Genomic DNA, 25,706 nt, shown 5'->3' on the forward strand with positions numbered 1-25,706 from the left:
GCCCGCGGCCCGCCGCTAAACTTTAGGGGTGGCCCACCTCGACGTTTCAAACATTGATTATTTCCTCTCCGACGGACGGCAGCTGCTCAATGCCGTCTCCTTCCGGGTCGGGGAAGGCCACAAGACGGCCCTGATCGGACCCAACGGCACGGGCAAGACAACGTTGCTGCGGATCATCGCCGGTGACCTGACCGCCGACGAAGGGGCCGTCACCCGTTCGGGCGCCCTGGGCATCATGCGCCAGTTCGTTGGGCAGGTGCGCGATGACACCACCGTCCGCGACCTCCTGGTCTCCGCCGCCCCGCCGGCCCTCGCACGGGCGGCGAAGGCTGTCGATGACGCCGAACTGGCCATGATGGAAACCGACGACGAACCCACCCAGATGCGCTATGCGCAGGCGATCGCCGACTGGGGGGACAGCGGCGGGTATGAACTGGAGACCACCTGGGACGAGGTGACCATGGCGGCCCTCGGCATTCCGTTCGACCGCGCCCAGCACCGGGCGGCATCCTCCCTCTCCGGCGGCGAGCAGAAACGCCTGGTCCTCGAGGCGCTCTTCTCCGGTCCGGACGAACTGCTCCTGCTCGATGAGCCGGACAACTACCTCGATGTGCCCGGCAAGCGCTGGCTGGAGACGAAGCTGGCCGAGTCGCGCAAGTCGGTGCTCTTCGTCAGCCACGACCGGGAGCTGCTGGCCAACGCCGCGACCCGCATTGTCACGCTCGAGCCCGGCGTCCTCGGCGCGTCGGCCTGGACCCACGGTGGAGGATTCGAAACCTACCTCAAGGCGCGGCAGGACCGGAACGCGCGGTTCGAGGAGCTTCGACGCCGGTGGGACGAGGAGCACCTGAAGCTCAAGGAACTCGTGAACATGTACAAGAACAAGGCCGCGTTCCGCTCCGATATGGCCAACCGGTACCACGCGGCACAGACGCGCCTGGCGAAATTCCTTGAGGCCGGCCCCCCGGAAGCCCTTCCCATGGAGCAGAACGTGTCGATGCGGCTGCGCGGAGGACGGACGGCGAAGCGGGCGGTGGTGGCCTCGAAGCTCGAACTGACGGGGCTGATGAAACCGTTCAGCACCGAAATCTGGTTCGGTGACCGCGTGGGAGTCCTGGGCTCCAACGGGTCCGGCAAGTCGCACTTCCTGCGGCTGCTCGCCGGTGGCGGGACCGACCCCGATAAGGAACACCAGCCGGTGTCCGACGTCGACATCGCCGAGGTGCCGCACGAGGGCACGGTCAAGCTCGGAGCACGCATCCGTCCGGGATTCTTCGCCCAGACCCATTCGCGTCCGGACCTGCTGGGCCGGACGCTCCTCGACATCCTGCACCGCGGCGATGAGCACCGCTCGGGCCTCGGACGGGAGGCGGCCTCGGCTGTCCTCGACCGGTACGGCCTGGCCGGACAGGCCGAACAGCCTTACGACTCGCTCTCCGGCGGGCAGCAGGCGCGGCTGCAGATTCTGCTGCTCGAACTCTCCGGCGCCACCCTGCTGCTGCTCGACGAGCCGACCGACAACCTCGACCTGCACTCGGCCGAAGCGCTCGAACACGCCATCGACGCCTTCGAGGGAACCGTTCTCGCCGTCACCCACGACCGGTGGTTCGCCCGCAGCTTCGACCGGTTCCTCGTCTTCGGTTCCGATGGAAAGGTCTACGAGACCAAGGAACCCGTCTGGGACGAGGGGCGCGTGACCCGGGCCCGCTGAGCCGGGCACCGGATGCCGGCAGCCGGTTCGTCCCCGCCGGTGGGTCCCCCGGGCCGGTGAAGTACGGGCGGACCGGTTTGAATGCCGCCGGAGCGCACAGCTACGGTGGCAGGGTGAACCCCAACCTGAAGTCCGCCGTCTGGGCCACCTTCGCCATCTTCGGGCTCAACGGCCTCGTCTTTGCGAGCTGGGCCGCCCGGATCCCCGCTGCTTCGGCAGCGCTTGAGCTCAGCTCGGGCCAGATGGGTGCGCTGCTGCTGGTTGGGGCGGTGGGCTCGGTCCTGTCCCTGCCCCTTGCGGGTCTGATTTCGGCGCGCGTCGGCACGGCGAACACCGTGCGGGTAGGAGGAGCTGCGGCGGCGCTCGCCGCGGCCACCGTCGCGGCCGGCCTGCAGTTCCAGTCGGTGCCGCTGACCGGGGCGGGGCTGTTCCTCTTCGGTTCCGGCGTGGCCCTCTGGGACGTCGCCCAGAACATCGAGGGCGCCGACGTCGAACGCCGGCTGCGGCGCACCATCATGCCGCGCTTCCACGCCGCCTTCAGCGGCGGTGCGTTCCTCGGGGCGCTGCTGGGCGCAGGCCTTGCCGCCGTCGACGTCGACCTGCCGGCGCACCTGGTGGCTATTGCGGTCCTGTCCCTCGCCGTGTCCCTGTGGATGCCCCGGTATTTCCTGCCCGTGGCCGCACCCGGGCACACCGAGCAGGCGCCGGTGGCGGGCGGCAGATTCTCCGCCTGGCGCGAGCCGCGCACGCTGCTGATCGGACTCGTGGTGCTGGGTGCCGCACTGACGGAAGGCGCCGCCAACGACTGGGTGGCCAAGGCCACCGTGGACGGGCTGGGCAGCAGCGAAAGCGTCGGGGCCCTCATGTTCGCCGTCTTCGTCGCTGCCATGACCCTCGTCCGCTTCGTGGGCGGGGGCTACATCGACCGCCACGGCCGGGTCCGGGTGCTTCAGGCGAGCCTCGGAACCTCCCTCGCGGGCCTCCTCCTGTTCGTGCTCGCCCCCAATGTCCTCCTGGCGGGGGTGGGGGCCGTGCTGTGGGGTGCCGGGGCCGCACTGGGCTTCCCCATGGGTATGTCCGCGGCCGCCGATGACCCGCGCCACGCCGCGCTGCGGGTCTCCGTCGTCTCGACAATCGGCTACACCGCCTTCCTCGCCGGTCCGCCCCTGCTGGGCTTCCTCGGTGACCTCGTCGGGATCCGGACGGCGCTGCTCGCCGTCGGCGCCGCAGTGCTTGCGTCCTTCCTCGTCGCCCCCGCCGCCCGCGAACGGGCCAGCGAGGAGCACACGGCAATTTTGGATAAGGACAGAACCTGACCTGAATGGTGCGGGGCTGGCGGAGTGCACGCCTAAGCTTTTCCGCATGACAATGATTGAGGCCTCCGGTCTGAAGAAGACCTACCGCTCAAAAAGCGGCCCGGTCCATGCCCTTGCCGGGATGGACCTATCCGTGCCCCGGGGAACCGTGAAGGCGCTGCTCGGCCCGAACGGCGCCGGGAAGACCACGGTGGTCAAGGTACTGACCACGCTGATCCGGCCCACCGAGGGCACCGCCTTCGTCGACGGAATCGACGTTCTCGCCAATCCGAAAGCGGCCCGCCGCATCATCGGCGTCTCGGGGCAGTACGCGGCCGTCGACGAGAACCTCACCGGGTTCGAGAACCTTGAAATGGTGGGCCGGCTCTACCACCTGAGCGCGCGCGAGGCCAAGCGCAGGGCTCAGCAACTGATCGAACAGTTCGAACTCACGGAGGCGGGCAACCGGCCGGTCAAGGGCTTCTCGGGCGGCATGCGCCGCCGGATCGACCTCGCCGGGGCACTGGTGATCAACCCCAAGGTGCTCTTCCTCGACGAACCCACCACGGGTCTCGATCCGCGCAGCCGCCTCTCGCTCTGGGGGATCATCAAGGATTTGGTCAGCGACGGCACCACGCTGCTGCTCACCACGCAGTACCTCGAGGAGGCGGATCAGCTCTCCGACGACATCGCCGTGATCGACGGCGGGCGCGTCATCGCGGAAGGAACGGCGGACGAGCTCAAGGCGCAGATCGGCGGCCACCGGGTGGTCGTCACCCTGGTGAACCCGGCTGACGCCGGAGCGGCCCGGGAAATCCTCGCCCGCCACGGCGACGGGGAGGCCACTGTCGGAACCGACGGCCGCACCGTCGAGGTAGGCGTGATCAACGGGCCGCGCGCCCTGCAGTACGTCCTCGGTGACCTGGGGCAGGCAGGGGTCGAACTTCACGACGCCGGCATGCGGCGCCCCAGCCTCGACGATGTCTTCCTCAAGCTCACGGGCCGGCACGCCGAAAACACCGATGAGAACGTCCCTGCTGAGAAGGAGAACGCGAAATGAGCGTCCTGGCCCCCGAAAACCGGCAGGCCCGGCCCGCGCCCGAGCCCGGCGCCGCCTCGATGTGGCTGTCCGACGGATGGACGGTCACCAAGCGCAATCTGACGAAGCTCAAGCGCTCCCCGGACATGCTTGTGTTCGCCGTGCTGCAGCCGATCATGTTCGTGCTGCTGTTCAGCCAGATCTACGGTGGATCCATCCAGGTCGAGGGCACCGACTACACCCAGTACCTCATGGCCGGGATTTTCGCCCAGACCGTGATCTTCGGCTCGACCTTCTCCGGCTCGGCGATGGCCCAGGACCTGAAGGACGGCATCATCGACCGGTTCCGGACCCTGCCGATGAGCTCTTCGGCGGTTCTGGTCGGACGCACGAACAGCGACCTGGTGCTCAACGGCATCTCCATGCTCATCATGATGGCGACCGGGTTCGTCGTAGGCTGGCGGGTGAACGCGCCCTTCAGCAGTTTCCTTGCCGGTATCGGGCTGCTGCTGCTGTTCTCCTATGCCTTCAGCTGGGTCATGGCACTGCTGGGCATGAGCGTGAAGTCTCCGGAGGTCATCAACAACGCCTCCTTCATGATCCTGTTTCCGCTCACCTTCATCTCCAACGCCTTTGTCCAGAGCCAGACCCTTCCGGCGCCGCTCGAGGCGTTCGCCAACTGGAACCCGGTCTCCGCGCTGGTCCAGGCGGCACGGGAGCTCTTCGGCAATGTCGGTTCGGTGCCCACCCCGGATGCCTGGCCCATGCAGAACGCAGTGCCGACGGTGCTGGCCGGCGCGATCCTGATGCTGCTGATTTTCGTTCCGCTGTGCATCCGGAAGTTCGCCTCGATCAGCTCCCGCTGAACCGTTTCTCCGCACCTGGTCAGGCGGATTGGATCCGCCTGACCGGCGCGGGCGGTTTCCCCCTAGAGTGGCATCCGGGGGCCCTGCCCGACCGCGCCTCCCTTACCCGGCAATCCAGAGGACGTTCCCATGATCGAGGCCCAGGGCCTGTTCAAACGCTACGGCGACAAGACGGCCGTCAACGGCGTCTCCTTCACCGTCCAGCCCGGCAAGGTCACAGGGTTCCTTGGCCCGAACGGTGCCGGAAAGTCGACGACGATGCGCATGATCGTCGGGCTCGACACGCCGAGCGCCGGCTCCGTGAGCGTGAACGGCCGCCGGTACTCCGAGCACCGGGCGCCGCTGCGGGAGGTGGGCGCACTGCTTGAGGCGAAGGCCTTCCACACCAAGCGCAGCGCCTACAACCACCTGCGGGCGATGGCCGCCACCCACGGGATCCCGAACAGCAGGGTGCACGAGGTCATCGAGATGACCGGACTCGGGCCGGTCGCCAAAAAGCGGGTCGGCGGATTTTCGATGGGGATGGGCCAGCGCCTGGGGATTGCCGTGGCGATGCTCGGTGACCCGCAGACCGTCATCCTCGACGAGCCCGTCAACGGGCTTGACCCCGAGGGCGTCCAGTGGATCCGGCACCTCGCCCGCGGCCTCGCCGCCGAGGGGCGGACCGTCTTCCTCTCCTCCCACCTCATGTCCGAGATGGCGATGACGGCGGACCACCTGATCGTGATCGGGCGCGGCCGAATCATCGCCGATGCCCCGGTCTCGGAGATCCTCGCCGGCCGCGGACAGCTTCGAACCCGCGTCCGCACCGACCGGCCGTCCGACCTGCTGGCGGCGCTCGGCGGGGACGGGACGACCTCGACGTTCCTTGAGCCCGACCTGCTCGAAATCACCGGCCCCGATCCTCGCCGGATCGCCGAGGCGGCCCTGCGCGAGCAGGTACTCGTCTATGAGCTGACCCCCCTGCAGGCCTCCCTCGAGGAGGCGTACATGGAACTCACCGCCTCTGAAGTCGAGTACTCCTCTCACGACCTGCCCCTCGGCGCACAGGCCCAGGGTGCCCCCGAAGGAAGCCGTTCATGAGCACCTCGACGTCAACCCCCGCCGCCCCGACCAAGGCCCGCCGCTCCGACGGGCCCAGGCTCAGCTTCGTGCGCGTGCTGAGGTCCGAATGGATCAAGGTCACCACGGTGCCCTCGACGGTGATCCTGCTTGCGAGCACCCTCGTGGTGATGGTCGGCCTGGCCGCCCTGTTCGCCTGGTCCCTCCAGACGGGCCAGGCCCAGCTTGACTCCGGCGGACCTCCGCCGCAGATGGGTCCTCCGGGGGAGGCCCTGCCGGACTTCGGCGACCTCGCCCGCGGCGCTCCCTCCTCGGGGATCATCTTCGGGCAGCTCCTTATCGCCTCCCTCGCCGTGGTGCTGATCGCCTCCGAGTGGGCCACCGGGATGATCCGGTCGACAATGGTGGCTGTCCCGAAACGGGTTCCGGCACTGCTGGGGAAGAACGTCATCGCCGCCGCCGTCTCCTTCCTGATCGGAGCCGCCGCCGCGCTCCTGTCCTATGTTGTTGCCCAGCCGATCCTGGCCGTTGAGGACCTCGATTTCGCCCTCTCCGATGAAAAGATTGTCGCGAGCATTCTGAACACCGGCACCTACCTGGCTCTGATCGCGGTGATCTCCATGGGGATCGGCACGCTGTTGCGCAATACCGCAGGCGGGGTCGTGACGGCCGTCGGGCTGTTCTTCGTCCTTCCCGTAGTCGTTGTGAACCTGATCTCCGGGCTGGCCGACTGGATCCCCGACGCCGCGCGCTTCCTGCCGACCAACGCCGGGGAACGGCTCGTCGCCGTCGCCGCCGAAGAAGGGGCGCTGACCCAGCTCGAAGGCGGCCTCGTTCTGGCGGCCTGGGCTCTCGTCCTGCTGGCCGCCTCGCTGCTCGTGACCCGGAAGCGCGACGTCTGACGCAGCCGCTGCCGGTTTCCGCTCGGTCCGGGGTCTGCTCCTCGGGCCCCGGACAGCGGAATCCGGCGGTTCTCTGATTGAATCGAAGGCATGTCCGACGCACTGACCCACATCAATGACCTCGGCGCGTATGTCAGCGCCGCCCCCTCGAGCTTCCATGCCGCGGCCGAGGGCGGCCGGCGGCTCCAGGCCGCCGGCTTCGTCCGCCTGCTCGAGGAGGAGGTCTTCCCCGCGGAGCCCGGCAGCTACTTCGTCATCCGGGACGGCGCGCTGATCGCCTGGATCCTCCCCGAGGACGCGGGTGCCACCACCGGCTTCTCCATCCTCGGCGCCCACACCGATTCGCCCTCGTTCAAGCTCAAGCCGAAGCCGACCACCGGCCGGTACGGATGGCTGCAGGCCGGCGTCGAGGTCTACGGCGGGCCCCTGCTGAACTCCTGGCTGGACCGCGAACTCACGCTCGCCGGGCGCATTGTCACCCTCGACGGGCGCGAGCACCTCGTCGATACCGGGCCCCTCCTGCGCTTTCCGCAGCTGGCGATCCACCTCGACCGGGCCGTCAACGACGGACTCGCCCTCGACAAGCAGCAGCACATGTTCCCCGTGTGGGGCCTCGGGGATCCGCGGGAGGCGGACCTGCTGGGTCGCGCCGCCTCGACGGCGGGGATCGACCCGGCCGATATCGGCGGCTTCGACCTCGTGGCCGCCGACACACAGGAGCCCAGGGTCTTCGGTGCCGAGGGGGCCTTTTTTGCCTCGGGCCGGCTGGACAACCTCACCTCCGTGCACGCGGGGCTCGCCGCCCTGCTCGAGGCGGCCGCCGGGGCGGAAAAGGGACGCCCCATCGCCGTGCTTGCCGCTTTCGACCACGAGGAAGTGGGGAGCGCCTCCCGCTCCGGCGCCAGTGGACCCTTCCTCGAAGACATCCTGCTGCGCATCTCCTCCGCGCTCGGCGCGGGCCTCGAGGACCGGATGCGTGCCCTGGCCGCCTCATTCTGCATCTCCGCCGACGCCGGCCACGCCGTCCACCCGAACTACGCCGAACGGCACGACCCGGCCAACCACCCCGTGCTCAACGGCGGCCCGCTGCTGAAGATCAACGCCAACCAGCGGTACACCACCGACGCCCATGGCGCCGCCCACTGGGCGGTCCTCTGCGGCGAGGCCGGAGTGCCGTACCAGGAGTTCGTATCGAACAACTCCGTTCCGTGCGGCTCAACCATCGGTCCGCTCACCGCCACCCGTCTCGGCATCCGCACCGTCGACGTCGGAACGCCCCTGCTGTCGATGCACTCGGCTCGTGAGATGTGCGGGGTCGAGGACCCGGAACGGCTGGCGCGTGTTCTCTCCCGGTTCTTTGTCCGTCCCGCAACCCAGTCCTGACCGAAGCCCGACAGGCGCCGTTCCGTGCGGGGCCCGGTATCCGGTAGTATTGGCAGGTCTGTGCTGATTCAGGTGGCCGGGAAATCCCGTCCGCTTCCGGCCAGGCCAACGCTAAAGAACCTCCTGTTACGGAAAGGCCGTGACCGTTTAGCCCAAAGGAGGTGGGTTCACACATGCGTGCATATGAATTGATGGTAATCATCGACCCCGACGTCGAGGAACGTACCGTCGAACCAACACTCGAGAAGTTCCTGAATGTCGTCCGCAACGGCGGCGGCACCGTGGACAAGGTGGATATCTGGGGACGCCGGCGCCTTGCCTACGAAATCCAGAAGAAGGCCGAGGGCATCTACGCCGTCGTCAACTTCACCGCTACCCCCGCTGTGGCAGCCGAGCTTGACCGCCAGCTTGGTCTCAACGAGACCATCATGCGCACCAAGATCATCCGCCCCGAGGAGCAGAAGGTTACGGCCGAGTAGTTCGGCCCCTTTCCACTGAACCTATCCCGCTCCGGCGGGACGTGACCCAAGGAGGCACCATGGCAGGCGAAACCACAATCACGGTCGTAGGAAATCTCACCAACGACCCCGAGCTTCGTTTCACGCCGTCCGGCTCGGCGGTGGCGAACTTCACCATCGCATCGACGCCGCGGACCTTCGACCGCCAGTCCAACGAATGGAAGGACGGCGAAACGCTGTTCCTCCGCGCGTCGGTCTGGCGCGAGGCTGCCGAGAACGTTGCGGAGACCCTCACCAAGGGGACCCGCGTGGTCGCCCAGGGCCGACTCAAGTCACGGTCGTACGAAACCAAAGAGGGCGAAAAGCGCACCGTCATGGAGCTTGAGGTGGACGAAATCGGTCCCTCCCTGCGCTATGCGTCGGCGAAGATCAGCCGTACCCAGCGCTCAGGCGGTGGCGGCGGAGGATTCGGCGGCAACAGCGGCGGCGGCTTCGGCGGGAATGCCGGTACCAACTCCAACTGGGGCGGCGGCCAGCAGGCCCAGCAGCCCGCGGACGACCCGTGGGGCGCACCCGCAGGCGGCGGCTCCCAGGGCTGGGGCAACGGCCCGGATTCCTCCGAACCTCCCTTCTAGGCTCTCCCGAAGTCAGGGCCCGCTCCGTCCCGGAGCCCCTGACTCCAAAGATTTACCCCGCACATCCCATCCCGCAGAACAGTTCTGCGGGCTCCAATAGATCAAGGAGCACCACGATGGCTAAGGCTGAACTCCGTAAGCCCAAACCAAAGTCCAACCCCCTGAAGGCCGCTGACGTCACCGTCATCGATTACAAGGACGTAGCCCTGCTGCGTAAGTTCATTTCCGACCGCGGAAAGATCCGCGCCCGCCGCGTCACCGGTGTCACCGTCCAGGAGCAGCGCAAGATCGCCCAGGCAATCAAGAACGCCCGCGAAGTTGCACTCCTGCCCTACTCCGGCGCCGGCCGCGGCTAAGGGAAAGGAACCTTTTCATGGCAAAGCTCATTCTGACTCAGGAAGTAACCGGCCTCGGTGCCGCAGGGGATGTTGTCGAGGTGAAGAACGGTTACGCACGTAACTACCTTCTGCCCCGCGGCTTCGCCCTGATGTGGACCAAGGGTGGCGAGAAGCAGGTCGAGTCGATCAAGGCCGCCCGTTCTGCCCGCGAGCATGCCTCACTTGAGGATGCCCAGAAGCAGGCTGCTGCCCTCTCGGCCAAGCCGGTCAAGCTCACGGTCAAGGCAGGCGACTCCGGCCGCCTGTTCGGCACCGTCAAGGCCGACGACGTCGCCAAGGCAGTTGAGGCCGCAGGCCTCGGCAGCATCGACAAGCGCAAGGTTGAACTGCCGGCCCACATCAAGTCGGTCGGCTCCTACCAGGCGAATGTCCGTCTCCACGAAGACGTCGCCGCCGTGATCGATCTGGACGTCGTCGCGGGCTAGTTCCGCCTGTCCAGCAGTACACCCAGGGGATCCCCGCCACCGGCGGGGGTCCCTTGTCGTTAACCGCCGGCCGGCCGCTCGCCACCGGCGTATTTGTCGGGTCCCTCGTGTATGCACGCCTCGTGATCGACTACGCGGCCGCCGGTAGCCCTCCATCAGGTCCCGGCTATTGATCCTCGCCACAGCCCCGGGCGGCCGCACAGGGGCCGTGGGGGCGCCGCGCAGGCACAGGGGACGTGCCATCGGCGACCTCCGAAGCAGGGATGTCAACATACAACCTGTGGATGAAGGTTCCGGGGGAATTACTTTTCCTCCACAGGCACTGGATAAAGTTTTCCCACGTCAAAGGCCCTTTTGTGGGAAAAATAGTTTGTTGTCCACAGGCTTCTCCACATCCTGTGCACAAGACACGCCGCGAAGTCCACAGGTAATCCACAGGGCCTGTGGGGAGCGCGCTTGGTGCCGTGCCCGGCGGCGGCTAGCGTTGCGGAGGATCCCTCACGAATGGGAGTGCCGGGTGATACATCTTCAGTAACCGACCCCGGCCCAGCCGGTCAACCAGAGGGCTGGCAGGCTGCCGAGGGGAGAGCTTAACGGAAGAAGGCGGCGCCCGTGTCCTTGGCACATGCAGACTCATCACAGGACACCCGGTCGCCGGAGTTCGCCCGGACGCCTCCCCAGGACCTGGTGGCCGAGCAGTCGGTGCTTGGCGGCATGATGCTCTCCAAGGACGCCATCGCGGACTGCGTCGAGGTGCTCCGCGGCATCGATTTCTACCGGCCCGCCCACGAGAGCATCTACGAGGCGATCATCGACCTCTACGGCCGGGGTGAGCCGGCGGACGCCGTGACCGTCTCGGATGAACTCACCAAGCGCGGCGAGATCTCCCGCATCGGCGGGCCCGCCTACCTTCACACCCTCATCCAGTCGGTTCCCACCGCCGCCAACGCCGGCTTCTACGCCGAGATCGTGCGCGAGCGGGCGGTCCTGCGCCGCCTCGTCGATGCCGGTACCAAGATCGTCCAGCTTGGCTACTCCAACGACGGAGAAGTCGATGACATCGTCAACGCCGCCCAGGCCGAGGTGTACGCGGTGGCCGAGCGGCGGACGGCGGAGGACTACGTCGCGCTCAAGGACATCATCGAGGGAACCGTCGACGAGATCGAATCCGCCGGGCACCGCGGCGAGGGCATGACCGGAGTGCCCACGGGCTTCTACGAGCTCGACGAACTCACCCAGGGCCTCCACGGCGGCCAGATGATCGTCGTCGCCGCGCGTCCGGCCATGGGTAAGTCGACCTTCGCGCTCGACTGGGCGCGCTCGGCGGCCATCAAGCACAACCTCACGACGGTTTTCTTCTCCCTCGAGATGGGGCGGAACGAGATCGCGATGCGCCTGCTCTCCGCGGAGGCAACCATTGGCCTCCAGGACCTGCGCAAGGGAACCATCAAGGATGAACAGTGGGGCAAGATCGCCACCACCATGGGGCGCATGAATGACGCGCCGCTGTTCATCGACGACAGCCCCAACATGTCCCTGATGGAGATCCGTGCGAAGTGCCGGCGCCTGAAGCAGCGGCACGACCTCAAGCTCGTGGTCCTCGACTACCTGCAGCTGATGTCCTCGGGAAAGCGGGTCGAATCACGGCAGCAGGAGGTCTCGGAGTTCTCACGAGCGCTCAAACTGCTGGCCAAGGAGCTCAATGTCCCGGTGGTGGCCCTGTCGCAGCTGAACCGCGGTTCGGAGCAGCGGACCGACAAACGCCCCCAGGTCTCGGATCTCCGCGAATCCGGTTCGATCGAGCAGGACGCCGACATGGTGATCCTGCTGCACCGCGACGACGTCTACGACAAGGAATCACCCCGGGCCGGCGAGGCCGACGTCATTGTGGCCAAGCACCGTAATGGCCCCACGAAGACGATTGTGGTCGGCTTCCAGGGCCATTACTCGCGGTTCAACAATATGGCGGCGGACGGCGGAGGTTTCTAGGCTCCGCGCCTGCCTACTTGTGGGGGCCCAGCTCGTTGATGACCGTCTGGAGCCGGTTCCGGAGGTCCTGCGAGGCGAGCCCGTCTTCGGGCATCAGCTCGTGCTCGATATTCTGGGCCTTCTCCAGCGCCTTGAGGCCGGCCGACGTGATGGTGATGCGCTGGCTGCGGCGGTCCGCGGTATTCCTCAACCGAGTAACCAGCCCACGCTTTTCCAGGCGGTCAAGGGTCCGGCCGATCGTCTGAGCCTGGACGTGGACCAGCTGCGCCAGCCGAACGCCGGTCATGGTGCCTTCCCGGGCCAGCACCCCGAGGGTCGTCAGACCCGCGTGGGTGATGCCGATGCTCAGCAGCTTTTCGTTCCAGGAGTGTTCCACGATCCGGGCAGCGGTGGTCAGGAGGCGGCTGGTCGACCATTCGTTCAACTCCGGCATGAGGGAGTGTCCTTCCACTAGGTGGTTGCGGTCGTCCTATCCACCACTCTAAACAAATGTTGAGTGAATAGGAAGCATACTTATTATCCCTGCCCCTGATTGATCCAATCGGGCGGCCGAGCGGAGGCGTGAATGGGAAAGGCCCGGAGCGCGGCGCTCCAGGCCTTCCCATCGCACGGCTGACTAGTTAGATCCGGCCGTCGCGGCGGTTCGAATCGTTAATGCCGTTCTGATCGTCGCCGTCCACGTCGATCTGCTCCTTGCGGACTTCCTCGTTGACCGTGTGGTCCTCGGTCACCGTGTCCTTATCGAGACGCACGCGCTCGACTGGTACGGCCTCCTTCTGGATAACGGGGCGCTCTTCGTGGAGGATCACTTCGTGCTCCTCCTCGCTGATCGCCGGGCCGTCCATTGCCGCCCCGACGTTGCCGTCGGTGATCGGCTCGCGCTCGAGGCGGACCTCTTCGCGGGAGACGGGGACCGTCTTGGTGACGTTCTCGGTCACCACGTACTTGCGCAGGCGCACCCGGCCGGCCTCGCGGCGTTCGGTGCCGACGCGCAGCTGCTCCTCGGAGAGCGTCATGGCATCGTCCGTGGTCGGGCCGGAGGTGTCGTGGCCGACGGTGTCCCGGCGTCCGGTCTCAACGTAGTCCGAGTCCCGACGGTCGGTGTCGACGTAGTCGGTATCGCGGCGGTCGGTATCCGTCGTCATGCCGGCGGTTCCCGTGGTGTCGGTGTAGCCGCTCGTGCCGCCCAGCTCGTAGTGGCGGTACAGGCGGTCCTCTTCCTCGGGGCTGAGGTTGCCGTCGGACTCGATGCGCGGAGCATCCTTCACCTGGGCCTTGGAGTAGGGGACGCGCACGTCGTTCCCCTCGACGTCGGCACCCTGCAGCGGGACGAAGGATTCGGAGGTACCGAACAGGCCCGTCTTGGCCGTGACCCAGCTGGGCTCGCCCGTCTGGTCATCGAGGTAGATCTGGCCGATCGAGCCGATCTTGTCGCCGTCGGATCCGATGACGTTGCCGCCGCGGCTGAGAATGGTATCGATGTTTTCCTGGGTAATCATGTCGTTCTCCTTCTGCTGTAGCTCATTTGAGGGGTACTGAAATTTCCTGGCTCTGAGGTCAGCGGTGATGGGATATTTGAACTCTCCCCCCAAGGGACCACCGGCCTCTAGAGTAAGCACACTTAGTAGTTAATTGAAAGCCTGCTTAGCTTTTATCCCGAGAAAGTTCGACGCGGACCCACCGGAGTCCGCCGGTTCCGGTACGGCGTGGCTTCGCAAAACCGGGGCGTGCTCCGTAGAATCGAGGGAAGGTCCAGCCAAAGGCCACGGCGAATCCCCAGCGGGAGATTCCCGGATCTTCCGCTGCCTCCCCGGCCTGTGAAAGATTCCGGGCCGCTCCAGGGGGCGTCCGAAGCGATGCGTTGACGCCCCCGTCTCTTCTGGGTTGTTTTCCACTCTGCTTCCGGCGGACCTTCTTCTGCGCCCTCGCTGCTCCTGCCCTGCTCTGCTCCAGCGCCCTCCCCGGGCGAAAACCGAAAGGCCCGCTATGCCCGACATGGACGACGAGCGCATCAAGCGCATCATGGTCGCCGCGGCCGACCTTGAAAATGCCGAATTCGAACGCGACCGGCTCGCGCTGGTGTGCCGTGAGGCCGTCGAGCGCGCGCTGGACGCGGGGGTGAGCCGCGAAGACGCGGCTGCGGCCGCCGGCATCGCCGAGAGCGACGTGGAGCGCCTCGTGGGTGCGCCGCGGGCCGACGAGGTCGTGCCGCTCCTGACCGCCAAGCCCGCACCGCCCGCCGTGGGGGCCATGGCGCCAGTACCGCCTGCCGTGGCGCTCATGCCGATGGATGAGGGCAGGACGGCCGCCGCGGAGGGGTAGCTGCCAGCGAGGTTCGGGCGGCACCGCCAGGCCCGCAGCAGAACTCCGCGCGCCCAGGGACCGCCCGCGGGGGAACGTGAACGACCGAGGGTCCACCTGGACCCTGAGCATGCTCGAGGACGACCGAGGCCTTCTTCACGCCGGAAGCCGGCAGACGGAGCTCGTCGCGGGGCTGGAGGCCGAGGGTTTTGAGCGGGTGGTGAAGACCCGTGGCAGCGCCTTCTTCGGCACAGACCTGGCCGGAAGGCGGCGGGCCCTTGAGGTGGAGGGGCTGGTGCTGGCAGCCGTAGCGACGCACAACTGCATCGCGCACACGTCGGCCGACGCCTTCGCACACAACTTTCGAGTGGCCTTCGCGGAGGATGCCATCACCTGCACCAACAAGGACTACGCCTCCTCCATGCTCACGATCCTCTCAGACGAATACCGCCAGCCGGTGCTCTCCGGAGGGCCGCTCCTCCAGGCGCTCAAGTCCTCGCCCTGGACACGACGGCACAGCGGGCGGACGCCCACGGGGGATACGTGAAAGGGGAGGGCGCCGAGCGCCCTCCCCTTTCACCTAGGTGCAGTCTGTTCCCGCACCGGGGTGGTTAGAACCCGCGGGGGCTGGAACTGGAGCTGCTGGAGTCCTGGACCTGGCCCTTGGCGTCCTGCGCCTTGCCCTTGACGTCGGAGGCGGCCTGCTGGCCTTCCTCCTTGACGTTCTGGGCGGACTGGGCGGCGGTCTCCTTGACGGATTCCATTGCCTCCTGAGCCGGCTCCTTGAGTCCTTCGACAACTTCCTTGGCGGTATCGGCAACACCGCTGGCAAGCGGGGCGGCCTGCTCCTTCAGGGCGGAGGCGGCCTCCTTTTCCTTCTGGCTTGCCGGGATCAACGAAGCCGTCAGCAAGCCGGCACCGAAGGCGATGAGGCCTGCGGCGAGCGGGTTTCCCGCGGCCTTGTTAGTGAGCTGACGCGGTGCATCCTGCACTGCGTGGCCGGCCTGCTGTGCTGCTGACTTCGCCGAACCGGTGGTCGAGCCGGCCTTGTCGGAGACGCCGGACTTCAGGTCATCTGCCTTGCCCATCACGTTCGACTTCACGTCGTCTGCTTTGCCCATTACTGAATCCTTGACGTTGCTGAAGGTGTTCTTGACCTTCTCGGTCTGGCGGTGCGCGATGTTGGACGGGTTGACCTTATCGGCCACCGCGTCGACATCGGTACCAAGTTCACGTCGGGTGCGCTCGATGTCGGCGCGGATTTCTTCTGGAGTCTGGCTCATGGGGTCTGCTCACCTGGTTTCAGTGTTGGCGGAATTTCCTTGATGGTTTCGGCCGTATCCGGCAGGCCGCGGATCTGCTTCATTTCCTTCTTGCCCATTGCCGCGAGGATCGCGGCGATGATGCCCCAGATGACCGCGACGATGACCGCGGCCCAACCGATCGGCATCAGGACATCCAGTCCCCACATCAGGGCGAGGGACAGGAACAGGAGCACGAAGTGCCCTCCTACGGCGGCGCCGGCAAACATACCGGCGCCCTTGCCCGCATTCTTGCCTGACTCAGTCAGCTCAGCCTTGGCAAGTGCAACTTCCTGGCGCATCAGCGTCGAGAGGTTGCGGGTCACGTCCGAGAGCAGCTCGCCCACCGAATTGTTGGCGGCCCGCTGTTCAGCCTCCGAGGGAGGCGGCGGAGCGGCGGAGTGGGCTCCGCCGGTGTATGCGTCGCTCATTAGCGCAGATCCCTTTCATCAGGAAGCGTGCCCACGGGCGGGGTTCCCGGGGGAATCGTCGGGTAGTCGGCGGCGGGGTCGACGAAGGCCGGTGAGGACTCGGCGACGTGGTTGCCCCTGGAGGTCTGCGGCATCGACGTCGCGGTGCCGGCGTAGGACGGGGTGCCGTAGTCGGTGCCCGGCGTCCCGCTGAGGCGGTCCTGGTCCGACTTCGCGTCGGCCTGCGCTCCGGTCAGACCGCGGGTGAGGCGGCCGACCACGAGGCCCGCTCCGGCGGCAATTGCGAGGAAGGCTCCGGGGCGGCGCCGGGCGAAGCCCTTGACGTCGTCGAGGATGTCGGTGGCGTCACGGTTCTCAAGCCACCCGGCGACGGCACTGGTGCGCTGGGAGGCCTGCTGCACCAGGTTGGACACCATCTTGTTGTCGGACTTGTCCGCCATCGAGCGGAGCTCGTCGCTGATCGAACGCAGGCCCTCGGTCGCCTTCTGCTGCTGCGCGCCGGCCTGGCTCTTGATGTCCGAGCCGAGCCCGCTGACGAGGTTCTTCGCCTGGGTTCCAGCTTCCGCTGCGACATTCTTCGCCTCCGAGGCGGCGGTCTGCGCTACGTGCTGCGCGGCGCCTGCGCCCTCCTTGCCGACCTCCTTGGCCTGACCCTTGGCGACTGAGGTAGTCGACTGGCCGGCCTGGGTGGTGCCGCTCTCGTAGTCAGTGCCGGTCGTTGACGGAACCAGTGGATCCTGCGGCCAATTCTGCGTAGTCATGTTAGTTCCTTACGTTGATATTGCCGGTGAAACGGATGCTCCATCGTGTAAGCGATGCGTTCGTCCGGCGGCGTCCGCCTGACTTACTTCCTAAAGCTAAGCATGCTTACTTTAATCGCGCAAGCCACCCGGGGCATTTCCGCAAGTTTTTAAATAAGTACGCTTACTATCTTCCGGAAATGCTAATCACAGGTCTAGCGTCGAAGCAAGAGGTCCGGCGGATGCCCTGCCTTCGAGGGTGGGGTGCTTCAAGGCCGGACCGGGATTGGGAAGGTACCTACCTGTGTTTTTTCACAAGCAGGAACTGCAGTACAAGGCCAGCCCGGATGCACCCGACGCAGTTTATGCGCGGAAGCTCCAGGAGGTCCTCGGCGGCCAGTACGGCGAAATCACCGTTGCGCTCCAGTACAGTTTCCAGGCCTGGAACGCCCATGTTCCTGGAAAGTACAGGGACCTCCTCTTCGGGATCGGGGCTGAAGAGTTCGGGCACGTCGAGATGCTCGCCACGATGATTGCCCAGCTCTTGGAGAAGGCCCCGCTCGGCATTACCAGCGACGCAGTGCAGTCCGATCCGGCCGTCGCCGCGGTGGTCGGGGGAACCGACCTGCAGCAGGCTATCGTCGCCGGGGCCGGCGCCAGGGCCGCGGACAGCATGGGCAACCCCTGGCAGGGAAGCTACATCACCGCCAGCGGGAACCTGCTGGCGGACTTCACCGCCAATGCCAACGCCGAAATGCAGGGCCGCCTTCAGGTGGCCCGGCTCTACCACATGACGGACGACCACGGGGTGCGGGACATGCTCTCCTTCCTGCTGGCCCGCGACACCATGCACCAGAACCAGTGGATGGCGGCCGCGCGCGAACTCCAGGAGGAAAAGCTGGAGTCAATGCCAGTGCCCAGCAACTTCCCCCTCCAGAAGGAGCACCGCCCGGTCTCCTACCAGTACCTCAACTTCTCCGACGGTGCCGCGGCGGGCTCGGGCAGTTGGGCCTCGGGACCGACCCCGGACGGGCACGGGGAGTTTTCCTACCACGAAGGGCCGACCACCAACGCGCCGATGCCGCCGCCGACCCATCCTGACGCCCGCTTCTACGGGACCACCGAAATCCCCAATGTCGTGGAAAAGGCCGCCGGGACCCTGCAGGACAAACTGAACCGCGAATAGCACTCCGTCCACATCAACCAATGAAAGGGAGAAGCAATGACATCGAACAATAGGACGGCCACGGGGAAGACCGCGGTGCAGAAAGCGGCTCAGGCGGTCGGGGCGGTATTCGTCCTGGTCGGAATCCTCGGCTTCATCCCGGGCATCACCACCAACTACGCGTCCCTGGCATTCGCCGGGCACCAGTCCGGGGCACTGCTCCTCGGCCTGTTCCAGGTGTCGATCCTCCACAATATCGTTCACCTGCTCTATGGAATCGCCGGCCTTGCCATGGCCAAGACCGCCTCGGGGGCGAAGAACTACCTGCTGTGGGGCGGCGTCATCTACCTCGTCCTCTGGCTGTACGGCCTGTTCATCGATAAGACCTCGGCGGCCAACTTCGTGCCGCTGAACACCGCCGATGACTGGCTGCACTTCGTCCTGGGCGTCGGTATGATCGCCCTCGCCCTGCTGCTGGGCCGCAGTGCCAGCCGCACGACGAGCCGCACCAGCACCCTCCGGTAACGCCGCCCTATCCGCCGCCTTCCGCCGCTGGGGGCGGGGGCGGTACCGCTGCCGGGGTGTCCATCTACGGGATGGGTGCCCCGGCAGTTCTCTGCTCTGGGGAAACTGGTCGCCGACGAAATGAAACCAAGTATGCTTAGTGTTCCACCGTGACCCCGGTTCTCCGGCCTGAACCAAAAAGCCGGCCCGAGACAGAAAGAGTGTTCGATGAAGCAGCCCACGGCGCGCGGAAACGTCAGCGCACTTCTCCTGGAGATCGTCACCGATGAGCCCGCCGCGGCGGCCCGGACCCAGGACCTCGAGGACGCGGTGCGTGCCGCGCTCGCCCGCACCGCCGACGTCGTCGTGGACGATGACCTTCAGCTGACCCTCTTCTGCCTGTACGAACTTCACTACTCCGGCCTCGACGGCGCCGCCGAAGGTTGGGAGTGGGACCCGGGCCTGATCCGGGTCCGCCAGCTGATCGAGGCAGCCTTTGAGGAGCGGCTGCGTAGGGCTGTGGTGGTTGGCGCGGCTCCGGAGCCCACCAGCGAGGCCGTGGCCGCTGAACTATTCCGGCTGACCGGCGAGGACACCGGACCGAGCATGTCGCGGTTCGTCGCCAAGGAGGCAAACGCGGAGCAGCTGCGCGAATTCCTCATCCAGAAGTCGATCTACCAGCTCAAGGAAGCGGACCCCCACACCTGGGCCATCCCCCGCCTGACCGGGCGCGCAAAGGCCGCCCTCGTCGAGATCCAAGCGGACGAGTACGGCGGAGGACATCCGGACCGGATGCATTCGGCGCTCTTCGCCCGGACCATGCGCGCCGTTGGCCTCGATGACACCTACGGGGCCTACGTTGACGCGGCTCCCGCCATCACGCTCGCCTCGACGAACATGATGTCGCTGTTCGGGCTGAACCGGCGCCTGCGCGGGGCGATCGTGGGACATCTGACCGCGTACGAGATGACCTCCTCCCAGCCCAACCGCCTGTATGCCCGCGGGTTCGCCCGCCACGGCTTCGGGGAGGACGCCACCGGATACTTCGAGGAGCACGTCGAGGCGGACGCCGTCCACGAGCAGATCGCCGGACGCGACCTCGCCGGCGGGCTGGTCGAGGCCGACCCCCGCCTCCTGGGCGACGTCCTCTTCGGCGCCGCGGCGGCGCTGCTCGTGGATTCCTGGATGACCCGGCACATTATGGATGCCTGGGCGGAGGGCCGCTCCTCGCTGCAGCCGGACCGGTCGTTCGCCGCATGAACGCCGCCGATCCGGCCCCGCGCGCCGGGGCCGCCCGAACCGGAACTCCGGCGGCCTCGATTGTCGCCTGCCCCGACGGCCCGCTACTGGTCCGCGGCGAATTCGAGGTGGTCACCCCCGACGGTGAGGCGCTGCCGCGGACCCGGCGCACCGTGGCGCTGTGCCGGTGCGGGGCCTCGGTCCTCAAGCCCTACTGCGACGGGTCCCATAAGCTGATCGGGTTCAAGACCGAGCCTCCCGCGCCATAGCTGCGCCGGTGCGCGATCCGCGTTTATGCTCGACCCATGGCCGAATCCGGTCCCGGGGTCGATGGGTGGCGGTGATCGAATGGATTTAAACAGCGACGTCGGGGAATCCTTCGGTAACTGGACCTTCGGCGACGACGCCGCGGTGATCCGGTCGGTCTCCAGCGTCAACGTGGCCTGCGGCTTCCATGCCGGAGACCCCACCGGCATCCGGTCGACCTGTGCGGCCGCGGCGGCCGCGGGTGTGACGGTCGGCGCGCACCCCGGCTACCGCGACCTGGCCGGCTTCGGGCGCCGGTTCCTTGACGTCGCGCCCGCGGAGCTGACGGACGACCTCATCTACCAGATCGGCGCGCTCCAGGCGCTGGCCCGCGCGGCCGGCACCGGGGTTTCCTACGTCAAACCCCACGGCGCGCTCTACAACACCATCGTCCACCACCGAGGCCACGCGCGGGCGGTCGTAGATGCGGTGCGCGGGGTGGATGAAACCCTGCCGCTGCTGGTCCTCCCGCACTCGGAAATCGAACGCGCTGCCCGCGCATCGGGCCTCCGAACCGTCGTTGAAGCCTTCGCCGACCGTGCCTATTCCCCTGAAGGAACGCTTGTCGACCGGCGTGAGGCGGGCGCCGTGCTGCACGACACCGGCGGGGTCGTCGAGCATGTCCTGCGGATCGCCACCGAAGGCAGGATCCGTGCGGTGGACGGATCCTGGGTGGATATCGCCGCTGAAAGCATCTGCGTCCATGGCGACACCCCGGGGGCGGTACGGATGGCCGCGGCCGTGCACGATGCCCTCATCGGTGCGGGAGTGCCCATCGCGGGCTTCGCCTGAGATGGATGCCGGTGTTTCGATCCGGGCCGTGGGGGACCGGGCGCTCCTCGTCGAACTGCCCGGCCTGCCGGAGGTGCTCAGCCTGCAGGCGCAGCTGGACGCGGAGCCGTCCGAGGGCCAGGTCGATGTCGTGGCCGCCGCACAGACCGTCCTGGTCACCGCCGGGTCCGCGCGGCAGGCCGCCCGGATCGCCAGGCGGATCCGCTCGCTGGACTTCTCCGTCGGCCCCCGGTCCGAAGAGGCCCGCATCGACATTGAGGTGATGTACGACGGCGCCGACCTCGCGGAGGTGGCTCGGCACGCCGGGCTCAGTGAATCCGGCGTCGTCGACGCCCACACCTCGCAGGACTGGACCGCCGCCTTCGGGGGCTTCGCACCGGGGTTCGCCTACCTGACCGGCGGCGACCTGCGGCTCGAAGTGCCGCGCCGGGCGTCGCCAAGGACGTCGGTTCCCGCCGGCTCGGTGGCCCTGGCGGGAGGCTATTCGGCCATCTATCCGCGTGAATCCCCCGGCGGCTGGCAGCTGATCGGGCGTACTGACGCCGTGCTGTGGGACCTTGGACGGGACGTGCCGGCCCTCATCCGGCCCGGCAACCGGGTGCGTTTCACCGCCGTCCGGGAGTCGGTCAGCACGGCGGCGCGGCGCGGCGCGGCGTCCGCCCCCGGCTCGGGAGCCCTGCCCGCCCGGCGAGGCCGCGGAGCGCCCCGAAAGATCTCAGTCCCCGTTCCCGGCCCCGGGGCGTTCGTCGTCGAGCCGGGGTTGTCCAGCGTGCTCGAGGATCTCGGGCGTCCCGGATACGCGGCCCTCGGCGTCGCGGGTTCCGGAGCGCTCGACCGGGGGTCCTGCCGCCAAGCGAACCGCCTGGTCGGCAACCCGCCCGGCGCCGTCGTCGTCGAATCGCTCTTCGGCGGCCTGGTGCTCGAGGCCCGGTCGGAACTGGTGCTGGCGGTGACCGGGGCTCCGGCACCCCTGGCGGTGACCTCGCCCGGGGGGACCCGACGGAGCGTCGACACCTGCGCTCCCTTCCTGATGCGGGCCGGGGAGACGCTTGCGGTTGGGGCGCCCGCCGAGGGGCTGCGCACCTATACCGCGGTCCGGGGCGGCTGGGAGGCGGCCCCGCTCCTGGGGAGCCGGTCAACCGACGTCCTCTCCGGCCTCGGTCCCGAGCCCCTGGCCCGCGGCGGGTTCCTCAGTGCGGGCACCGCCCCCGGCAGCGCGGTGGGAAACCCCGAGCTGCCCTCGGCCGTGTCCCGGCCGGCGGTCCTGCGGATCGTGCCCGGGCCCCGGGCCGACTGGTTTGCCAACGGGGAGCCAGCCCGCCTGTGCGCGGCGCGGTGGACCGTCACGCCGCAGTCGAACCGGGTCGGCTTGCGCCTCGAGGGCCCGGCGCTGCAGCGGGTGAAATCCGGAGAACTGCCCAGTGAGGGCGCCGTGCGGGGAGCCCTTCAGGTGCCGCCGTCGGGACTTCCGGTGCTGTTCCTCGCCGACCACCCCGTGACCGGGGGATACCCGGTGATCGGCGTGGTGATTTCCGAAGACCTCGACCGGGCGGCGCAGCTGCCGCCCGGTGCGGAGCTCCGGTTCGAGGCGTCCCCCGGGCACTCGCCCTTCCCGGCAGGGTAAGGCCTTCCCCTCGAGGACGCAGTACCTACCGTGGGGAGGCCCCCCGGCCGGTTGGTTCTGCACTGTCGATGGAAGCCGCTGGACCCGGTCCCCGGGTCAGCCCCCTGCCACCGACTGGATGACCATCACGGTGTCGCCGGGCTCCACCGGCGTGTCGAGGAGCTCAAGCCGGCGCACGTCCTCGCCCTCGACATAGATGTTCACGTAACGCCGCAGCGCGCCGGTCTCATCGCGGATCCGCCGCTCCAGCAGCGGCCTCCCTTCGGACAGCCGGTCGAGGATGCCCCCGACGGTCATCGGCGCTTCCGCCGGCAGCACCACCTCGCTGCGCCCCTCCACCAGCGGGCGCAGCAGGGTCGGAATCAGGACGCTGACGGAATTCACGGTGGAACGCTTAATTCGCGACGACGGCGGCGCGCACCGTGAGGACGTCGGGAAGGTGGGAGGCGACCTCAACGAAGGATTCACCCTCATCGGCGCTCGCGTACACGCTGCCGCCACGGGTGCCGAAGTACACGCCGACGGGGTCGGCGGCGTCGACGGCGGCGGCATCGCGCAGCACGGCGTTGTACTCCCGGGAGGGCAGGCCGCGGTGCAGCCGGGACCAGGACCCGCCGCCGTCGTCGGTGCGGTGCACCGCGAGTTCGCCGTCCGGCGGGATCCGCTCGCCATCGGCCTTCAGCGGAATGACCCACGCGGTGCCTGACCGGTGGGGATGGGCGAGCATGACGAAGCCGAAGTCAGACGGCAGCCCCTCGGCGATTGAGGTCCAGGTGTCGCCGGCGTCCGGAGTGGTGTAGACGCCGTGGTGGTTCTGCGCGTACAGGTGTCGCGGGTTCCCGGCGTCGCGGGCGATCTTGTGCACGCACTGTCCGAACTCCGGCTGCGGATCGGGCAGGAAATAGGCGGAGATTCCGCGGTTGCGCGGCTCCCACGAGGTTCCGCCGTCCACTGAGCGGTAGACCCCGCCGGTGCTCATGGCGACATGGATCGAGTCGTCGGCAGGGCTGGGGAGGACGGTGTGTGCCGCGGCCCCGCCGTACCCCGCGCCCCACTCACTGCGGTGCGGGTGGTCCCATAGGCCGCGGTTGAGTTCGAAGTGCTCCCCGCTGTCGGTGGATTTCCAGACGGAGATCGGCTCGCACCCGGCCCACACCACCCCCGGCCGGCCCTCGGAGTCCGGCTGGATCTGCCAGATCCGCTCAAGGGCGGCGCCGTCGTCCGGAGCGAAACCGATGCTTCCGCGTTCCGGCTCGGTCCAGGTGGCGCCCAGGTCGTCCGAGTGGACGACCGACGGCCCCCAGTGTTCGGATCGGGTGCCCACCAGGATGCGGGTGCGCCCGCCTCGCGTGTCGATGCCGACGCCGGGGACCTCCTGCATGAGGAACAGCGGATCGGACAGGGTCCAGGACCGGCGGTCCCGGCTCGTGGCCAGCCAGAGTCCCTTCTTGGTGCCGATGGCCAGCACCGTGGTCGCCTGGTCGTTCATGGCTGCCCCCAAATGGCTGCGTAAACGGGATGTCGCAGGAACATTGGAAGAATGGCACACGCCACCCGATCTGTACAGGGTCGTCGGGCCCCCCGCGGAAACCCCGTCGCGGCGGTGGCATCCCGGCCTGGAACCGCTCACTAGACTTCCCTCATGGCCATCTTCATCGACCCGCCCCGATGGCCGGCCCACGGCACCGAGTTCTCCCACCTCATCTCCAATGACTCACTGGCAGAACTTCACGCCTTCGCGGCGGACGCCGGAGTGCCGGAGCGGGCCTTCGACGAGGACCACTACGACGTGCCGGCCCGCCGCTACGCCGATCTCGTGCGCCGGGGCGCGGTGGAGGTGAGCGGAGGGGACCTGACGCGGATCCTCGTCGCCAGCGGACTCCGGATCCCGGCCCGCCGCCGCGCTAAACGCCTGAGGACGGTGCTGGCCGGCCGGTGGGAGGCCCTCCTGCCCGGAACGGCGGAACTGGGGGCCGGCCTGGTGGAGCGGTGGAGTGAGCCGCACCGCGCCTACCACGACCTCCGGCACCTGCTCGCGGTGCTCGAGGCACTCGATCAGCTGCTGGAGCCCGACGACGCCGGGCTGCGCCGGCCGGTGCTGCTGGCGGCGTGGTTCCACGACGCCGTGTACGCCGGGAAGGCCGGGCAGGACGAGGAGACGTCGGCCGGGCTCGCCGCGGGCCTGCTGCACGGGGTGCTGCCTCCCGCCGAGGTCTCCGAGGTGCAGCGGCTGGTGCTGCTGACCCGCACCCATGCACCGGGCGCCGGCGACCGGGCGGGGGCCTTGCTCTGCGACGCGGACCTTGCGGTGCTCGGCGGCAGCGGCGGAGACTACGACGCCTACACCGCGGCGGTGCGGAGGGAGTACGCCCAGGTGCCGGACGACGCGTTCACCGCCGGGCGCGCCGACGTCGTCCGGCACCTGCTGGACCTCGATCCGCTTTTCTCCACCGAGAAGGGCGTGGCACTCTGGGACCGGAGGGCCCGGGAGAATCTGTCGGCCGAACTGGCCCGGCTGGGGTTCCCGGGAGCTCCCGCGGCCGGTTAGCGGCCGGTCGGCCCGGCTCCGCCGTCGCCGTCGCGCGGCCGCAGCGGATGCTCGCGCCAGTCGGGGGATTCCGGCCGGCTGCCGTAGCCGGGACGGAAGAGTGGCTCATCGGGGTCCTCCACCGGACCCCTCGGCGGGGCCCCCCGCCGGTGCGTTAACCAGTAACCCCAGGCCAGCAGGGCCGCTGCGGCGAGGACCATCGCCATGCCGACCGCAAGGTTGAGCCCCGCCGTCGGGGCAACCGGTTCGCCCGTGGCGGCGGAGGTGGCGAACTCGGACACGCCCTGCGGCACAAAGAGGGTGCTCGTAAGCAGCAGTGCCGCGCCGGAAACGTACTGTTTTCGGCCGATTTTCATGATCTTCCCCTGGGTCTCGTGCCCGCTCCGTTGTCCCATCAAGCCTAGGTGATGCAGGGACCGCCAGTGGGCAGTGGCGCTCGGTGCAAGTCCGGCCACCGGGAAGCGCCGGGCGGAGCAGCACCCATCGACCGATCCTTGAATCCGTCATCCAGGAACATCCGCTTCCCAAACCCTCCGCGGTCCTCTACAGTTCTTCGTAAATGAATGCCATTCATTTTGTGATCTAAGTCATT

General features: G+C 67.9%; 29 protein-coding genes. 21 read left to right on the plus strand and 8 right to left on the minus strand.

What is annotated here, in order from left to right:
* The first annotated feature begins 28 nt into the window (after positions 1-28).
* The 12 genes from GVV77_RS06960 to dnaB all read left to right on the plus strand — a co-directional run bounded on the left by GVV77_RS06960 (position 29) and on the right by dnaB (position 12,163).
* A complete protein-coding gene (locus tag GVV77_RS06960; RefSeq protein WP_159617416.1) occupies positions 29-1,711 on the plus strand; it encodes an ABC-F family ATP-binding cassette domain-containing protein in 1,683 nt (560 codons plus the stop codon).
* Positions 1,712-1,824: 113 nt separating this feature from the next.
* Positions 1,825-3,027 (plus strand): MFS transporter, encoded by a 1,203-nt coding sequence (locus GVV77_RS06965; RefSeq protein ID WP_246199678.1) that lies wholly within the window; start codon positions 1,825-1,827, stop codon positions 3,025-3,027.
* 46 nt (positions 3,028-3,073) lie between these two features.
* Positions 3,074-4,066 (plus strand): ATP-binding cassette domain-containing protein, encoded by a 993-nt coding sequence (locus GVV77_RS06970; protein ID WP_159617417.1) that lies wholly within the window; start codon positions 3,074-3,076, stop codon positions 4,064-4,066.
* Positions 4,063-4,911, plus strand: coding sequence for an ABC transporter permease (locus GVV77_RS06975; RefSeq protein ID WP_159617418.1), 849 nt, complete (start codon positions 4,063-4,065; stop codon positions 4,909-4,911). Before GVV77_RS06970 ends, GVV77_RS06975 begins: the two co-directional genes overlap by 4 nt.
* A gap of 129 nt (positions 4,912-5,040) precedes the next feature.
* Positions 5,041-5,994, plus strand: coding sequence for an ABC transporter ATP-binding protein (locus tag GVV77_RS06980; RefSeq protein ID WP_159617419.1), 954 nt, complete (start codon positions 5,041-5,043; stop codon positions 5,992-5,994).
* Positions 5,991-6,875, plus strand: coding sequence for an ABC transporter permease (locus tag GVV77_RS06985; RefSeq protein WP_159617420.1), 885 nt, complete (start codon positions 5,991-5,993; stop codon positions 6,873-6,875). Before GVV77_RS06980 ends, GVV77_RS06985 begins: the two co-directional genes overlap by 4 nt.
* A gap of 90 nt (positions 6,876-6,965) precedes the next feature.
* Positions 6,966-8,258 (plus strand): M18 family aminopeptidase, encoded by a 1,293-nt coding sequence (locus GVV77_RS06990; RefSeq protein WP_159617421.1) that lies wholly within the window; start codon positions 6,966-6,968, stop codon positions 8,256-8,258.
* Positions 8,259-8,431: 173 nt separating this feature from the next.
* Positions 8,432-8,737, plus strand: coding sequence for a 30S ribosomal protein S6 (gene rpsF / locus GVV77_RS06995; protein WP_120165970.1), 306 nt, complete (start codon positions 8,432-8,434; stop codon positions 8,735-8,737).
* A 59-nt stretch (positions 8,738-8,796) separates the two neighbouring features.
* Positions 8,797-9,351, plus strand: coding sequence for a single-stranded DNA-binding protein (locus GVV77_RS07000; RefSeq protein WP_133404249.1), 555 nt, complete (start codon positions 8,797-8,799; stop codon positions 9,349-9,351).
* A 116-nt stretch (positions 9,352-9,467) separates the two neighbouring features.
* The gene (rpsR, locus tag GVV77_RS07005; protein WP_005273147.1) at positions 9,468-9,707 is read left to right on the plus strand and encodes a 30S ribosomal protein S18; all 240 of its coding nucleotides are present in this window, start codon (positions 9,468-9,470) and stop codon (positions 9,705-9,707) included.
* 17 nt (positions 9,708-9,724) lie between these two features.
* Positions 9,725-10,174 (plus strand): 50S ribosomal protein L9, encoded by a 450-nt coding sequence (gene rplI / locus GVV77_RS07010; RefSeq protein WP_159617422.1) that lies wholly within the window; start codon positions 9,725-9,727, stop codon positions 10,172-10,174.
* A gap of 612 nt (positions 10,175-10,786) precedes the next feature.
* The gene (gene dnaB / locus GVV77_RS07015; RefSeq protein WP_133404248.1) at positions 10,787-12,163 is read left to right on the plus strand and encodes a replicative DNA helicase; all 1,377 of its coding nucleotides are present in this window, start codon (positions 10,787-10,789) and stop codon (positions 12,161-12,163) included.
* 13 nt (positions 12,164-12,176) lie between these two features.
* Here the strand turns inward: dnaB and GVV77_RS07020 are convergent, their stop codons facing one another.
* Positions 12,177-12,596, minus strand: coding sequence for a MarR family winged helix-turn-helix transcriptional regulator (locus GVV77_RS07020; protein ID WP_159617423.1), 420 nt, complete (start codon positions 12,594-12,596; stop codon positions 12,177-12,179).
* A 187-nt stretch (positions 12,597-12,783) separates the two neighbouring features.
* Positions 12,784-13,662 carry a DUF2382 domain-containing protein gene (locus GVV77_RS07025; protein WP_159617424.1) on the minus strand — a complete coding sequence of 293 codons (879 nt, stop codon included), beginning with the start codon at positions 13,660-13,662 and terminating at the stop codon, positions 12,784-12,786.
* A 487-nt stretch (positions 13,663-14,149) separates the two neighbouring features.
* Here GVV77_RS07025 and GVV77_RS07030 point away from each other — a divergent pair, with 487 nt between their 5' ends.
* Complete coding sequence (locus GVV77_RS07030; protein WP_159617425.1) at positions 14,150-14,485, plus strand: hypothetical protein; 336 nt, start codon at positions 14,150-14,152, stop codon at positions 14,483-14,485.
* Between the two features lie 76 nt (positions 14,486-14,561).
* Entirely contained in the window at positions 14,562-15,011 is a 450-nt protein-coding gene (locus tag GVV77_RS07035; protein WP_246199679.1) for a cysteine hydrolase family protein, read from the plus strand.
* 64 nt (positions 15,012-15,075) lie between these two features.
* Here the strand turns inward: GVV77_RS07035 and GVV77_RS07040 are convergent, their stop codons facing one another.
* Genes GVV77_RS07040 through GVV77_RS07050 form a run of 3 tightly spaced genes read right to left on the minus strand, consistent with a single transcriptional unit; the run spans position 15,076 to position 16,957 of the window.
* Positions 15,076-15,747, minus strand: a complete 672-nt coding sequence (locus tag GVV77_RS07040) for a DUF3618 domain-containing protein (RefSeq protein ID WP_159617427.1) — start codon at positions 15,745-15,747, stop codon at positions 15,076-15,078.
* Positions 15,744-16,196, minus strand: coding sequence for a phage holin family protein (locus tag GVV77_RS07045; protein ID WP_159617428.1), 453 nt, complete (start codon positions 16,194-16,196; stop codon positions 15,744-15,746). The genes GVV77_RS07040 and GVV77_RS07045 overlap by 4 nt, the downstream gene beginning before the upstream one ends.
* A complete protein-coding gene (locus GVV77_RS07050; protein WP_159617429.1) occupies positions 16,196-16,957 on the minus strand; it encodes a hypothetical protein in 762 nt (253 codons plus the stop codon). Before GVV77_RS07050 ends, GVV77_RS07045 begins: the two co-directional genes overlap by 1 nt.
* 283 nt (positions 16,958-17,240) lie before the next feature.
* Between GVV77_RS07050 and GVV77_RS07055 the strand changes: the two genes are divergently transcribed.
* The 6 genes from GVV77_RS07055 (at position 17,241) to GVV77_RS07080 (ending at position 22,566) form a co-directional block, all read left to right on the plus strand.
* Positions 17,241-18,122, plus strand: a complete 882-nt coding sequence (locus GVV77_RS07055) for a manganese catalase (protein WP_159617430.1) — start codon at positions 17,241-17,243, stop codon at positions 18,120-18,122.
* 36 nt (positions 18,123-18,158) lie between these two features.
* Entirely contained in the window at positions 18,159-18,626 is a 468-nt protein-coding gene (locus GVV77_RS07060; RefSeq protein ID WP_159617431.1) for a DUF4383 domain-containing protein, read from the plus strand.
* A 207-nt stretch (positions 18,627-18,833) separates the two neighbouring features.
* On the plus strand, positions 18,834-19,865 hold the full coding sequence (locus GVV77_RS07065; protein WP_159617432.1) for an iron-containing redox enzyme family protein: 1,032 nt from the start codon (positions 18,834-18,836) through the stop codon (positions 19,863-19,865).
* Positions 19,862-20,113 carry a CDGSH iron-sulfur domain-containing protein gene (locus tag GVV77_RS07070; protein WP_159617433.1) on the plus strand — a complete coding sequence of 84 codons (252 nt, stop codon included), beginning with the start codon at positions 19,862-19,864 and terminating at the stop codon, positions 20,111-20,113. Before GVV77_RS07065 ends, GVV77_RS07070 begins: the two co-directional genes overlap by 4 nt.
* A 79-nt stretch (positions 20,114-20,192) precedes the next feature.
* The gene (locus GVV77_RS07075) at positions 20,193-20,942 is read left to right on the plus strand and encodes a LamB/YcsF family protein (RefSeq protein WP_246199680.1); all 750 of its coding nucleotides are present in this window, start codon (positions 20,193-20,195) and stop codon (positions 20,940-20,942) included.
* 1 nt (position 20,943) lies between these two features.
* Complete coding sequence (locus tag GVV77_RS07080) at positions 20,944-22,566, plus strand: 5-oxoprolinase subunit B/C family protein (RefSeq protein ID WP_246199681.1); 1,623 nt, start codon at positions 20,944-20,946, stop codon at positions 22,564-22,566.
* 96 nt (positions 22,567-22,662) lie between these two features.
* Here GVV77_RS07080 and GVV77_RS07085 read toward each other — a convergent pair whose 3' ends face one another.
* Together GVV77_RS07085 and GVV77_RS07090 are read right to left on the minus strand one after the other, a co-directional pair.
* Complete coding sequence (locus GVV77_RS07085) at positions 22,663-22,950, minus strand: MoaD/ThiS family protein (RefSeq protein ID WP_159617436.1); 288 nt, start codon at positions 22,948-22,950, stop codon at positions 22,663-22,665.
* A gap of 10 nt (positions 22,951-22,960) precedes the next feature.
* The gene (locus GVV77_RS07090; protein WP_159617437.1) at positions 22,961-24,055 is read right to left on the minus strand and encodes a WD40/YVTN/BNR-like repeat-containing protein; all 1,095 of its coding nucleotides are present in this window, start codon (positions 24,053-24,055) and stop codon (positions 22,961-22,963) included.
* 153 nt (positions 24,056-24,208) lie between these two features.
* Here GVV77_RS07090 and GVV77_RS07095 point away from each other — a divergent pair, with 153 nt between their 5' ends.
* A complete protein-coding gene (locus tag GVV77_RS07095; RefSeq protein ID WP_159617438.1) occupies positions 24,209-25,114 on the plus strand; it encodes a DUF4031 domain-containing protein in 906 nt (301 codons plus the stop codon).
* Here the strand turns inward: GVV77_RS07095 and GVV77_RS07100 are convergent.
* Positions 25,111-25,470 carry a hypothetical protein gene (locus GVV77_RS07100; RefSeq protein ID WP_159617439.1) on the minus strand — a complete coding sequence of 120 codons (360 nt, stop codon included), beginning with the start codon at positions 25,468-25,470 and terminating at the stop codon, positions 25,111-25,113. The genes GVV77_RS07095 and GVV77_RS07100 overlap by 4 nt on opposite strands.
* Positions 25,471-25,706 lie beyond the last annotated feature (236 nt).

Source organism: Arthrobacter zhaoguopingii (assembly GCF_009828605.1).
Classification (GTDB): Bacteria; Actinomycetota; Actinomycetes; order Actinomycetales; family Micrococcaceae; genus Arthrobacter_D; species Arthrobacter_D zhaoguopingii.